The organism is Mesoplasma grammopterae ATCC 49580 (assembly GCF_000701525.1).
GTDB lineage: Bacteria > Bacillota_I > Bacilli_A > Mycoplasmatales > Mycoplasmataceae > Mesoplasma > Mesoplasma grammopterae.
On the sequence record NZ_JNJC01000001.1, the window covers coordinates 276,160 to 289,614 of the forward strand.

At 25.1% G+C, this 13,455-nt stretch carries 15 protein-coding genes and 1 other RNA gene; 4 read left to right on the forward strand and 12 right to left on the reverse strand.

Features of this window, described 5'->3' with window-relative positions; all coding sequences use genetic code 4:
• Positions 1 to 2: 2 nt before the first annotated feature.
• The 11 genes from T314_RS0101305 to rpmH form a co-directional block, all read right to left on the reverse strand.
• On the reverse strand, positions 3 to 725 hold the full coding sequence (locus T314_RS0101305) for a tRNA1(Val) (adenine(37)-N6)-methyltransferase (protein WP_029511852.1): 723 nt from the start codon (positions 723 to 725) through the stop codon (positions 3 to 5).
• Complete coding sequence (locus T314_RS0101310) at positions 725 to 1,468, reverse strand: hypothetical protein (RefSeq protein WP_029511853.1); 744 nt, start codon at positions 1,466 to 1,468, stop codon at positions 725 to 727. Before T314_RS0101310 ends, T314_RS0101305 begins: the two co-directional genes overlap by 1 nt.
• On the reverse strand, positions 1,447 to 2,082 hold the full coding sequence (tmk, locus tag T314_RS0101315) for a dTMP kinase (protein WP_029511854.1): 636 nt from the start codon (positions 2,080 to 2,082) through the stop codon (positions 1,447 to 1,449). Before tmk ends, T314_RS0101310 begins: the two co-directional genes overlap by 22 nt.
• A gap of 1 nt (position 2,083) precedes the next feature.
• On the reverse strand, positions 2,084 to 2,674 hold the full coding sequence (recR, locus tag T314_RS0101320) for a recombination mediator RecR (protein ID WP_029511855.1): 591 nt from the start codon (positions 2,672 to 2,674) through the stop codon (positions 2,084 to 2,086).
• Between the two features lie 2 nt (positions 2,675 to 2,676).
• Entirely contained in the window at positions 2,677 to 4,572 is a 1,896-nt protein-coding gene (gene dnaX, locus T314_RS0101325) for a DNA polymerase III subunit gamma/tau (RefSeq protein WP_029511856.1), read from the reverse strand.
• A 172-nt stretch (positions 4,573 to 4,744) separates the two neighbouring features.
• Positions 4,745 to 5,173 carry a nucleoside deaminase gene (locus T314_RS0101330; protein ID WP_029511857.1) on the reverse strand — a complete coding sequence of 143 codons (429 nt, stop codon included), beginning with the start codon at positions 5,171 to 5,173 and terminating at the stop codon, positions 4,745 to 4,747.
• Between the two features lie 8 nt (positions 5,174 to 5,181).
• Positions 5,182 to 5,277: signal recognition particle sRNA small type (gene ffs, locus T314_RS03925), an RNA gene on the reverse strand.
• Between the two features lie 28 nt (positions 5,278 to 5,305).
• Positions 5,306 to 6,106 carry a Cof-type HAD-IIB family hydrolase gene (locus T314_RS0101335; protein WP_029511858.1) on the reverse strand — a complete coding sequence of 267 codons (801 nt, stop codon included), beginning with the start codon at positions 6,104 to 6,106 and terminating at the stop codon, positions 5,306 to 5,308.
• Between the two features lie 99 nt (positions 6,107 to 6,205).
• Entirely contained in the window at positions 6,206 to 7,429 is a 1,224-nt protein-coding gene (yidC, locus tag T314_RS0101340) for a membrane protein insertase YidC (RefSeq protein ID WP_411710772.1), read from the reverse strand.
• A gap of 40 nt (positions 7,430 to 7,469) precedes the next feature.
• Positions 7,470 to 7,802 carry a ribonuclease P protein component gene (rnpA, locus tag T314_RS0101345; RefSeq protein WP_029511860.1) on the reverse strand — a complete coding sequence of 111 codons (333 nt, stop codon included), beginning with the start codon at positions 7,800 to 7,802 and terminating at the stop codon, positions 7,470 to 7,472.
• Positions 7,803 to 7,814: 12 nt separating this feature from the next.
• Positions 7,815 to 7,949 (reverse strand): 50S ribosomal protein L34, encoded by a 135-nt coding sequence (gene rpmH / locus T314_RS0101350; RefSeq protein ID WP_011183579.1) that lies wholly within the window; start codon positions 7,947 to 7,949, stop codon positions 7,815 to 7,817.
• Between the two features lie 298 nt (positions 7,950 to 8,247).
• Here rpmH and dnaA point away from each other — a divergent pair, with 298 nt between their 5' ends.
• A complete protein-coding gene (gene dnaA, locus T314_RS0101355) occupies positions 8,248 to 9,579 on the forward strand; it encodes a chromosomal replication initiator protein DnaA (protein ID WP_029511861.1) in 1,332 nt (443 codons plus the stop codon).
• Between the two features lie 223 nt (positions 9,580 to 9,802).
• Positions 9,803 to 10,924, forward strand: a complete 1,122-nt coding sequence (locus T314_RS0101360) for a DNA polymerase III subunit beta (protein WP_029511862.1) — start codon at positions 9,803 to 9,805, stop codon at positions 10,922 to 10,924.
• A gap of 25 nt (positions 10,925 to 10,949) precedes the next feature.
• On the opposite strand, the gene T314_RS0101365 is transcribed toward T314_RS0101360, so the two are convergent.
• On the reverse strand, positions 10,950 to 11,924 hold the full coding sequence (locus T314_RS0101365) for a rod shape-determining protein (protein WP_029511863.1): 975 nt from the start codon (positions 11,922 to 11,924) through the stop codon (positions 10,950 to 10,952).
• Positions 11,925 to 11,992: 68 nt separating this feature from the next.
• On the opposite strand from T314_RS0101365, the gene rnmV reads away from it, so the two are divergent.
• Both rnmV and rsmA read left to right on the forward strand, forming a co-directional pair.
• The gene (rnmV, locus tag T314_RS0101370) at positions 11,993 to 12,520 is read left to right on the forward strand and encodes a ribonuclease M5 (protein ID WP_029511864.1); all 528 of its coding nucleotides are present in this window, start codon (positions 11,993 to 11,995) and stop codon (positions 12,518 to 12,520) included.
• A 1-nt stretch (position 12,521) separates the two neighbouring features.
• The gene (gene rsmA / locus T314_RS0101375; protein ID WP_029511865.1) at positions 12,522 to 13,325 is read left to right on the forward strand and encodes a 16S rRNA (adenine(1518)-N(6)/adenine(1519)-N(6))-dimethyltransferase RsmA; all 804 of its coding nucleotides are present in this window, start codon (positions 12,522 to 12,524) and stop codon (positions 13,323 to 13,325) included.
• The last annotated feature ends 130 nt before the right edge of the window (positions 13,326 to 13,455 follow it).

Below are 13,455 nucleotides of genomic sequence, written 5' to 3' on the forward strand. Positions count from 1 at the left end.
CCTTAATCCTTAAAATACCTTAGTAGTTCATTTGTATAAGATTCATCATCTTTATGAGAAATAAGCGGTTTAAGTATTTGCATACCTTCATTGCCTTCTAATATAGCATCTATTAAAACAGTTTTGGCTTCATCATTAGCTTTTGAGTGAACAAACTGCATTCTTTTTGGTGCAAATTTATATTTGTACATTAAATTGATTATTTCACCAATTCTTTCAGGTCTATGAACTAAAGTGAATGATCCACCATTTTTTAAAATTAAACCTGCATTTTTAATTATTTCTTCCAAAGTGATTAAAGTTTCATGTCTCGCATTTACAACTTCTTCACTAATTTTTTTAACTTTTGATTCTTCATGTTTTTTAAAAAAGGGGGGATTGCATATTACTGCATCAAATTTATTTGCCATTTCTTTTGCATAAGTCTTAATGTCAGAATTAACAATTTCAACTTGCTCTGTTAACTTGTTTAACTCAATGTTTTCAATAGCCAATTCAGCAGCTTTTGCTTGAATCTCTACTCCTACAATTTTTGCATTTGTATATTTAGAAACTATTAAAGGAATTACTGCATTATTTGTGCCAAAGTCTACTATTTTTTTAATACTACTTTTAAAATTTATAAATCTTGCAATCAATACACTATCTAATGTGAAGTTAAACATTTCTGAATCTTGATAAATTTTTCTATCTTCATAACCTAAAAGGTCATTTAAAATTTTCATTACACTACCTCACTTATATGTATTAAGAAAACATCTATTGCTAAATTTGTTTGAAATGTAAATTTTAAATCATTAATTAACTGCAATGTTGCTTCTGCTACATTTAAATATTTTTTTATTATTGTTCTATTATATGCAACTTCTAGCATAGCAATTAATTCAGACTTATCAATCTTTTTTAAATTAGTGTTTGCAAGTAAAATTGAGTTTTTATCTTTTTCTAAAAGTTCTTCAATAATATTTTTAGATGATTGATCTTGATTTTCATTTTCTAAAACAATTAATTTACATCTTGATCTTATAGTTGGCAAAACTTGACTTTTATTTTTAGTTAATAAAATAGCGATTGTATTTTCAGGGGGTTCTTCAATAAATTTTAATAAAGAGTTTGCAGATTCATTTTTTAAATTTTCTGCATTAGATAAAACATATACCTTAAACTTATTAACTTCATTAGTCGTCAAAGAAAACTTTTGCATAAGCTCAACAACATCATTTTTGTTTATTGCAAGACTTCCATCTCCTAATACTACAAAATTTGACAAACTTTTATTTTCAAATCTTTTGCAGTTATCACAAGAATCTTTTTCAGTACTTAAGTTTTCACAAAAAATTGTTCTAGATAAATTGTTTGCAAAATCATTTAAAGCTTCTTGATTATCGTTTGAAATTAATATAGAGCTAAACATCTTTTTATTTTTTAATTGCTCAACAAATTTTTCTAACGCTTCTCTTTTTTTCATAATTCAATCTTTTCTAAGATAACTTTTTTAGTTTGTTCAAAAACCTCTTCAGGTGATTTTGAAGCATCAATGACAGTTATTCTATTTGGTTCTTTAACCACTAATTCTTCGAAAGCTAATTTTACTGCTTCTTTAAACTTTCTTCCTTCTTCATCTAATCTATTCTTTTCTTCAGGTCTTGCAGAAAGTCTTTTTTCAGCATCCTCAAAACTTAATTCAAAATATAAAGTTAGATCAGGAAGAAATCCTTGAAGAATATTTTTTTGTAACTCATTTAAGTAATCAACTCCAAGCCCTCTAGCTCCACCTTGATATGCGGTTGTTGAGTCCATAAATCTGTCAGATATAACTATATATCCTTTTTCAAGATAAGGTTTGATAACTTTTTCAAGGTGCTCTTTTCTTGCAGCAATAAAAAGCAAAGCCTCTGTTCAAGGTTCCATTCCTACACCATCCTTATTTAAAATTAATTCTCTAATTTTTTCAGATAGTGGTAGCCCACCAGGCTCTCTAGTCATAACTACTTTATAATTCAAATCTTCTAAATATTGTTTTACTCTTTGTAATGCAGTTGTTTTTCCACTACCATCCATTCCTTCAATTGTTATGAACATATTAAACCTCGTATTTCTTTCTATTTTTAAATGCGCTTTCAAGTGTTGTTTCATCCATATAATCAAGGCTGCCACCCATTGGTATACCTTTTGCTATTCTTGTTATGTTTATATTCATGTTTTTAGTTAATTGATAAATATAATTTGTTGTTAGTTCTCCTTCAAAAGTTGCATTTAATGCTAATATCAATTCAGTATTTTTTTCAATTCTTGATAATAAGCTTTCAAAATTTATATCTGATGGTGATCTTTTTTTGTTTAGATTTATTTCTGATCCAAGTACATGATAAAGACCTTTATATTTATTTATTTTTTCAATATTATTAACATCAAGTTGACTTGCAACAACACAAATAACATTCTGGTTTCTAGTTTCATCTGAGCAAATTAAACATTCATTTTTAATTTCATAGTAATTGCAAATAGGACAAATAGAAAAATTGTCTTTTATAAAATTTAATTGTTTAGAAAAATTGTCTAAAGCAAATTTATCTATAATTAAATTATTTACCAATCTCTCACTTGTCTTTTTAGTAAGTCCATTGTTTTTATTTACATTATTTATAATTTCTTCAAACAATTCGTTATTCATAACTAATCCTCTATTTCTAATTCATCTATATTAAATAATCTTGATGCTGCCTCAATTGTTTTGTCATCAAAATGACTTAGCACCATTGATTGTTTTTTCTTGTCAAAATATGAATCATAATTTATTTCTTCATAACTTGGTAATTGATTAATTTCTTTAAGTCTCTTAAATGATATTTTAACTTCATTTCAAAGAGTTTCATCAATTGGTAAAAATAAAGCTTTTCCAAATTCTTTTTGAATAGACTCTCTATATTCTTCATTTTGTAAAAATACTAATAGATTATTTACATTCTCAAAATCATCAGCTCTTAAAAGGATTTCATTTTGAGATGCAGCTATAACTTTAAAGTTGAAAAGATTAATATATTTTTTTGCTAAATCAGGATTTAATAAATTATTTTGTTCATCCACTTTAAAGAAGCTATTTATTTTATTTTCAATATCTTCTCTTTTATTTTTATTGGCTCCAACTAATAAGTTTATAACTTCATTAATTTCTACTTTATAAGTTTTCTTTTCTTCATTATCAACTAAATTTTTATTTAACTGTATTTTTAAATTTGTTAATGTTTTTAATTCATAATCATCATTTATTGAAACACTTTCTTCCTTTATTTCAATATCATTTACTTGTGTAATTTCTTCTTCAAATGTTTGTATTGGTTGTTGTATAACTTCTTCTTTTATTTCTTCAACTTTTTCTATTAAAATTTGTTTTTCTGTTTCTTGTATATGATTTGGTTCATCAATGACTTCTTTTACAATTATGTTTTCTTGAATTGTTGAAACACTTTCTTCAATTTTTATTTTATGTTCAGTTGGTGTTTTTAAAGTTTTTAATAAGCTAATTAATAAATAATTAAAATTAATATTTGTGCCTTTTGTTTTTGCATATGCTTCACTTAAATTATCAGCCACTTCAAATAATGACTTTACATTTACTTTGGCAAATTCATTTAAATCAGATTTGTCTAACATATTTAAAACATTTTCGTCATTTGTAAATTTGAACTCAATTATTTCTTTTATTATTTCTATTAAACTTAAAGTGAAAACATCAAAATCCATTCCTTGATTATTAGCTTTTTCAAAATAATTTATGATTGTTGCTGGATCATTATTTAAGATATTAGTTAATATTTTCATTTTTTCATTTTTTGTTGCAACATAAAAAACTGATTTTAAATCTTCAACTGTTATATGATCTGAAGTTACAGTCATTAATTGTTCAATTACGTTTGATGCATCTCTTAGTGATCCTTCTGAAATAATTGCTATTTCTTCAAGTACAGCTTTATCAATTGTATATCCTTCATTTTCACAAATGAAACTTAATCTATTCATCAATGATATTCTGTCTATTTTTTTAAAATTAAATATCTGACATCTTGAAAGTATTGTTGCTGGTATTTTTGCATATTCAGTAGTTGCTAAAATAAATATTGCATGAACAGGAGGTTCTTCAAGTGTTTTAAGTAATGCATTAAAAGCCGCTTTTGTTAACATATGAACTTCATCTATTATGTAAATTTTGTATTTACCTATAAACGGTAATGAATTAATATTATTTTTTATTTCTCTAATTTCATCAACACCATTATTAGATGCTGCATCCATTTCTATAATGTCAGGATTTCTTTGTTCATTTGAAGCTATACAACTTTCACAAACTTCACAAGCAAGTCCATCTTTAATATTTAAACAATTAACACTTTTGGCTAAAATTCTTGCTATTGATGTTTTTCCAGTTCCTCTTTGACCTGCAAAAAGAAATGAGTGACTTATTTTATTATTTTTTAATTCGTTCTTTAATATTTCAACAACATTTTGGTGCCCTGCTATGTCACCAAAATTACTTGGTCTATATTTTCTGTATAAAGCTTTATTTTGTTCCATGAATCCTCCAACTAATAAATTATATTTATTATTAATTTTAACATTTTTGAGTGTTTTTATAAACCTCTTGTGTGTAATTAACATATAAATCAATACTAATTTTAATATTGATCAAAAGCCTGAATAATATAGCTATTTTAAAATAAAAAAGCCCTATGGGCTTTGCTCTATCTTATCTTTTCATTTGAAAAAAATCTGAAATTATTTTTTGGTATTTTGATTGAAGTTCTTCATCATCAAGTTTAAGCATATTTACTTTAATTTGATCTATGTTCACATAGTTTCTAAAACTCAACTTTACATTTTCTGTTAAATAAATTATTTCTTTTATCTTTGCCTGTTTTATTGCACCATAACACATCAAACAAGGTTCTAAAGTTGTAAATAGTGTATATTCAGAAAGGTTACCATTTTTTATTTTTTTAAAAGCCTTGTTCATAACATTTATTTCAGCATGACCTGTTATTTTTTTAATTTTATAACTATTATTTTTTGACTTAAAAACTATTTTATTGTCTTTTATTAAACAAGAAAAAACTGGTATATCTTTTGATTTATTTTTAACTTTAATTTTATTTATATATTTATTTAAATTCTTCATATTTTAATTATAAACAAAAAACCGTGATACAAGACACATTCCCTTATAGCTGCTACCTTCCGGTCCTGACTCATTCGGGCGTAATCTTTATCACGGCAATATTATTATACATTTAAAATTGCTTTTTTAAAACTAATCCAATTTAATATCACTCAAACTATCAATAATAAATTTGGCTTTATCTCTTATGTTTTCATTATGTTCTTGCCTTACTATATAAGAATTGTCATAAAACTCTTTAAACATTGATAAATCATTATTATCATCACCAGCAACAATTATATCATCATTACATATATTGAAAACTTTCGCCATTTCTTTTATTGCATTACCTTTAGAAACATTTGCATGATGTATCTCATTAAAAGTTATTTCTTTTAAATTATTAGAAACATAACTAAACTTTAAATTTTTATTTTCAAGTGTTTGCATAAGTTTTGTTCAGACAGATGGTGTACAACTCATTTTAAAACATATTATTTGTTTACCATCTATGTAATCAAAAGATCTATTTTGTGGTTTCATACCCATAAAAGTTATTTCCATCCCTTCTTTTCAAAAGTCATGATAAAAGAAATCTTCTTCACCTTTAAATGAATAAACAAGACTAAATATTTCGCTTCTATTATTTTTAACAAATTCGATTATTTCTATTGATAAATTTTCATCTAAATATTGAGAAAAAATTTCTTTTCCTTGATTGTCATATATAGCTGCACCTGCATTAGTTAAATAATAATCAGGTAAAAAATCAGGATAGGTTTCTTTAATATGTTTATCTATATGCTCAAAAGGTCTACCAGTTGATATTATTATTTTATTTCCTTTTTGTTGTAAGTTCTTAACAAAATTCATATCTTTTTCAGATATTATATTTTTTTCATTTTTACTGTTTCTTAAAGTTCCATCAAAGTCTGTAAATAATCATTTCATTATAAAAATCTCCATATTTGCTTCTACAAAAATTATACATTTAATGCCTTATTTAAAATTAATTTTTAATAAAAAAATAACAGTTTCCTGTTATTTAAATTATTTACTTAGTTTTGTTAATCTTCTTTCTTCTTGTCGTTTTCTACGTTGAACTTCTTGCACAGAACGATTTGCTTTGTGTTGATTTCAGAAGAAGAAACCTAGAGTTTGAATTATTTGGAAAGTTGATGAGAATATTCAATAAATTGCAACCCCTGAGGCAACTGACGCAACAACAAAGATAAATACAAAGGCAAATACACCTTGCATGATAAATTGTTTTTTACGTGATTTTCTTTGTGCTTCAGTTAATGTTATTGATTTTTGTTTAATTGATTGTAAAACAAGTGGTAATAACATTGAGATGATTTGCAATGGTAAATAAACAGCAAGTAGTGATAGATAGATTACTTCACCATTTAACATTTGAGATCATGGTTTTTCAATTAATGCAATCATACCTACGTTAGCAATTTTTAATGATTTTGTTGATCTAACAATGGCATAAATAGCGAATAGGAATGGCATTGATGCGAAAGCCCCTGCCATTGATGAAAATGGTGAGAAGCCTTCCTTCTTTTGAAGAGCTTGCATCTCAGCTGACATTTTTTGTCTTGCCTGAGGTGATTTATCACCTTTATATTTAGCTTGAATGTCAGCTTGTTTTAATTGGAAAGCTTGTTGTTTGTGCTGATTTACTTGAGATTTTCAAGTAAATGCCAACGAAATAGATTTAATAATAATAACTGTAAACAAGATAGCAAATATAACTGATACACCATAACTTGTATTACCTAGTTCTGGATTCAATGTTCCGGACATACCTTTTATTAATGAGTTAAGTAATAAGGCTGTTGGATAAACGAAGAATCCATAGAAAGGTGAGCCTGTTTTTGAGAATGCTTCTGATCATGAACTAATAACATTATAAGCATATTGCTGTCCATTTAAACCTGTTACAATAACAGCTCAGTTTTGAGAAGGTTTTTCACCCAATGCGGAAATAACTATTTCAAATGAAACCCCTGGCATATATACTCTTCTACCAGTCATATCTGTTACTTCTTGAATTAAATATGGATCTTGATACATTTGTACACAACCTCAAATCATTGAGATTATAATGAATAAAAATCCTAAAATTTTAAATCATTTTCAAATTAACTTTAATATTCTTTTTCTATCATTACTGTCTGACATTTTTTGTCAAAAAGTTTTTTTTGTTTTTGTGGTGCTATTTGAGTTCATGTATGACATAACCCCGTTTTTCTTTGGGTTAGACATAAATAATTGATTTTCATTATACAAAATTAGCACCTCCTTGCTATTTTAAAAATCTAACAACTAATTTGTTTAATTCCTTTTGATTTTGATCAAATGAATTTTGCATCATTCTGTTTCTTGCGATAATTATGATATCGTATGAGAATTCAGGCAATATTTTTATCTGATCTTGAATCATCATTCTAATTTGTCTTTTAATTTTATTTCTAGTAACTGCGTTGCCTAATTTTTTACCAACACTTATACCATATCTAAAATATCCTTTATCGTTTTTAGAATAATAAATTACAAATGCAGAATTTCTATGAAATTCTTGCTTACTTATTATTTCTTGAAATTCAAAATTCTTTTTTATAATTTTTTTATTTTTCATTACACAAAAAAATTAAGCAGTTAATTTAGCTCTACCTTTTGCTCTACGAGCTTTGATAACTTTTCTTCCATTCTTAGTAGCCATTCTAGCTCTAAAACCGTGAACACGAGCGTGTTTAATTTTTGATGGTTGTCAAGTTCTTTTCATTGTATTCAAACCCCCTTTTAAAGTTGATAATTCTTGTTAATTATAATATAAGTGCTGGAAAAAGTATAGTTTTTTATTGTTATTTTTAAGAAAATTCATCCATTGTGTTTTTATATGAATTTTTTCAACATTTTTTATAACCTTTTGTGGAAAAGTGGAAAAAAGATATATAAATACTAAACTATTGCTTTTTGTCGTTATTCATTATGTTTATTTCATTTTAAAATATTTTTTTATCCACACATTGTGGAAAACTTTTATTATTATGTGTTTTAATTTATTTTATGGGGGATTTAATATGGAAACAAAAGCACTATGAGAAAAATTAATTAATAAGTTGAAGAAAGAAAAATTAATAGATCAAGACATTATTGAAGAATATATTGTTACTTCAGAATTAATTAAAATTTCAAATACAGAGTTTATAATCCTTGTTAGATCTAATCTTGGTGTAACTATTTTAAATGAATTTAAAGAAGTGTTTATTTATGAATTTAAATCTGTTTTAAGCAGTTATGTGTCTGTTGAATTTTCAACTAAAGAAATTTTTGAAAAAAATACAAAAAAAGAGAATAAAAAAGAACCCGCAAATACTGTTTTACCTGAAAATGCACTTACTTTTGAGAATTTTATAGTTGGATCAAGTAATAAACAAGCTAATTTAGCTGCTAAAAATGTTGTTGCAAACCCTGGTATGAGTTTTAATCCTTTATTTATTTATGGAGATTCAGGACTGGGTAAAACACATTTATTACAAGCTGTTAAAAATCAAGCAGAATTAAATGGTAAAAAAGTTTTATATTTAACATCTGAAGAATTCACAAAAAGAATTGTTAATGCTTTAAATAAAGGTGATTTAAGTGAAATAGAAGAATTAAAAACTGAGATAAATTCTAATGAATTCTTTATCTTAGACGATGTTCAATTTTTAAGTAAAAAAGATAAAACAAACGAGTTTTTCTTTAACATTATTAATAATTTTACTGAAAATGGTAAACAATTAGTTTTTTCTAGTGATAAAACTCCTGAATTGTTAAATGGTTTTGATAAAAGAATGATAACTAGGTTTAATTCTGGTTTATCAACACCTATTAATGCTTTAGATATTCCAACTGCCAAATTGATAATTGAAGCTGAAATTAAAAAGCAAGGTTTAAAACAAAAAATTACAGAAGATGCTGTTATTTACTTAGCTCAAAACTTTAGCGATGATGTTAGAAAAATCAAAGGTTTAGTCAATAGATTACTTTTCTTTGGTATTCAAAACGATTTAGGTCACATTATTGACTTGGAAGATGTTATTGACTTGTTTAAAGATACACCTTCAGCTAATTTGGGATTATTAAATGTTAAAAAAATTAAAGAAGTTGTTGCTAAAAAATACGATGTTACTATAAAAGCTATTGATGGTAAGGCAAGAACAACTGCTATAAAAAATGCTAGGCATCTTTCTATGTATTTTGCAAAAATAATTTTAAACCATACATCAACTCAAATTGGTGCAGAATTTGGTGGAAGAGATCATAGTACAGTTTTAAGTGCTATTTCGCGTATTGAAAAATTAATATATAAAGAAAAAGAATTTAAAAAAATAGTTGAGTCTTTAAAAAACGAAATAATAGGAAAATAGATGTTAATCTACATCTTTTTTTGTGTGGAAAAGAATTTAAACTTGTTGAATAAAAAGTGGCTTAAACCTTTATTTATCTTTGTTTGTGAGTGTTTTCCACATATCAACTGCATTATAAATATTACTTATATAAAGAATAATATAATATATAAAAGCATACGTGTTTCTTTTGTTTTTATTTAATAAATATGAGATAATATATATTGTACATAAGAGGTGTTATATGAGATTAAGTATAAATAAATCAGTTCTATTAAATGAACTAACAAAGGCAAGTAAATTAATTGAACTAAAAAATGTTAACCCAGCATTACAAGGGGTTTACATGGAAGTTAGTTTTGATAAACTTGTTATAGTTTCATCAAACACGTCTACATCTTTTAAAGCTGAATTAAATAATGAAAACTCAGATTTAATCATAGAACAACCAGGACGTATATTAGTTAAACCTAAATTTATTTTAGAATTACTTAGAAAGTTAGACAGTGAGTTTGTAACACTTTCTACATTTGCTGAAAATGAATTAGAAATAATAACAGAAAAATCAAATTTAAAAGTTTCTATATTAAATGTAGAAGAATTCCCATTAATTGGTTTTGTTGAAAATGGTTTAGAATTATCTATTGATTCTCAAGAATTTAAAAGCACACTTAGTCAAACTATAAGTTCAATTAATGAATGAAACCAAAAAGTTGTTTTAGCTGGAATGAATTTAAAAATAAAAGATAACAAAATATCATTTGTTACAACTGACTTATTTAGAGTTAGTTTAAAAGAAATTGTTTTAAATGAAGCAACTAATCAGGAAGTAGATATTATTATTCCATACAAAACTTTAATGGAATTAAGAAACTTAATAGAAAACGTTAAAGAATTTAAAATTATAATACATGATACTAATGCAACATTTAAATTAGATAATGATTTATTGCAATCTACTTTAATTGATGGAAGATATCCAAATGTTCATTCAGCTTTCCCTACAACACATGAAATTAAATTAGAATTAAAAGCTAAAACATTATTAAAAGTTTTAAGTAGATTTGAATTAACAAATGATCAAAACATTACTTCAGTTGTTAATTTAGAAATTGAGCAAAGTGGAATTATATTAAAAACAACAATTGCTGAAACAGTTAAATATGAAGAAAAATTTACAGAATATAAATATGAAGGTTCAAGTAACTTAAATATTAACTTTAATACAAAATATTTAATTGAAGCTATAAGAAGTTTTGATGATCAATTAATTCATTTAACTTTTAATTCTCAAAACAAACCTGTATTAATAACAGGAGCACAAAAAAGAGATTTAAAACAAGTAGTTTTACCAACTTATGCATAATAAAAAATCAGGAAACTTCCTGATTTTATTTTTTTGCATTATTAAATTTTAAAGAACCTTCAATATCTGAATATCCACGTTTTTTTGAAATAGTAACTGGGAAGTTAAAGAAATCTTCAAAGAAATCTTTAACACCACTTATACCAGCTAATTCACCAGTAACATATAATCCGTTTTTAACAACACCACTTCTAACTAATGCTGAAGAATTTTCTAAAACAGTTGTTATTAAACTTTTGTAGTTTGTAAAAGATTTAATAAATATCTTTTTAAATTCTTCGCTAACACAAACAACACTTCTTCTTTCGTTAGTAATAATATCTTTACCAATGATACTTAATTCTAATTCATCTCTTAATTTAATAATTGTTCCAAGTGATCATTTAATTTTTTCAATCATATCGCTATCAACAGAAATAGAATATTCTTCTTTAATAAATTGATTTAAAGAATCATCTAAAAATTTCTCAGCATAAATTGTTTCTTTTTCTTTAATTATTTTTCCTTCAACAATTAAAGCAACTTTAGCATAAGCTTGATTAATATCTAAAATTAATACTCCGTATTCATCTTTAATATCTGCATTAGCACCTAAAGCAGAAAGTATTATTCTTGGAGAAAAAGAAATTGAAGCAAAGTTTGTATTTTCGTTAAATAAATTTTGGAAGAATTCTTGAATGAAGTCATTATCTGAGTTAGGACAAGATATAACAATTTTAGCTCCATCAAATTCATCTTTGAATCTTTCAACAAGTATTGTTACATATTGTTTAAAGATTTCTAAATCTTGAATAACATACTTATCAAGGATATTAACAACTTTTAAAGGATCATCTAGTCTACCAATAGTATTTTTAACATCACGACCATATAAAACAATTTCAGTTGTTAAAACGTTTCAACAAACTAAACTGAAGTCATCGTAGATTTTACCTTTCTCAGATGAAATTATTCTTGTAAATTCTTCACCAAAAACTATTCCTATTTTTTTATCACTCATAATATTCCTCACTTTTCTCACATTAATTATAGTATATAATAAACTTAATGTTAGATATAGGTGAATTAATGGCAAATGAAATAATTATTGTTGAGGGTAAATCAGATTCACAAAAATTAAAGAAAATTTATGGCGAAAATTTAATAACATTTGAAACAAATGGACTAGGAATTGATGATAAAAAATTAAATTCCATAAAAGAATTAAGTAAAAAAAATAATATTATAATTTTTACAGATCCAGACGGACCAGGTAAAAAAATCAGAGAAACAATAATTGAATTTTTAGATGTTGATGTTTTTAATGCATTTGTTTCAAAACAAGACATTGATAAAAATTCTAAAAAAATAGGCTTAGCTGAAGCAAGTGAAGAAGCTATTAAAAAAGCTTTAGATAATTTAATTACGTATAATAAAAATAATATTTCAATTTCTTGAGATGAATATGTGAAAAATGATTTTTACATAAAAGCAAACAGAGTGATAATCGCTAATCATTTTAGTTTGAGTGAAGATATGAGTTCAAAGAGTTTATTCAAATGACTAAATTGAATGAATTTAAAAGCTAAAGATATAGAAAAAATAATAGGTGAGTAGAATGAAAGTTGAAGCAAAGAAAAAATTTGGTCAAAACTTTATTAGTGATCAAAATTTAATTAATAAGATAGTTTCAATATTGGGTGATGATAAAGATCAACTAATTATAGAAATTGGTCCAGGAACAGGCGCATTAACTAAATTACTTGCACAAAAATATAACAAGGTAGTAGCAATAGAAATAGATACTGATATGGAATCCATTTTAAAAAAAGAAATACCAAATGATAATTTCGAATTATTTCTTTCAGATGTATTATTAGTTGATTTTGAAAAATTAATAAAAGAAAAAAGACAACATGAAAATCAAAAAGTTTCAATAATTTCTAACATGCCTTACTACATAACAAGCGAAATACTTTTTAGAACATTAAATGTAAGTGATAAGTTAACAAAAGCTGTTTTCATGATGCAAAAAGAAGTTGCTATTAGAGTGTGTTCATATAAAGGTGAAAATAATTACAATAACCTTTCAGTTGCTTGTGAATTTTATGCAGATAAAAAATATGAGTTTACAGTTCCAAAACATATGTTCTACCCAGTACCAAAAGTGGATTCTGCAATAATATCATTAACATTCAACAATAAATACACTGAACAAATTAAAGACAAAGATAAATTCTTAGCATTTTTAAGAAAAATATTTAATAACAGAAGAAAAACAATATTGAATAATTTATCAAATGTAACTAATGACAAAACAAAAGCTAATGAAATCCTTGATAACCTTAATATTGATAAATCATTAAGACCTGAAGTAGTTGGTTTAGAAGACTTTATTAGAATTTACAACAAAACTAGATAATATTTTGTAATTGAAAGTAGCTTTTTGCTACTTTTTTAATTTTTATTTGCACTAAAAACTTAAAATAAAGCAATTTAAGGGCATTTTTTAAGCATTTTATTAAAAATCAGTACTTTTTATGGGTTTTAAC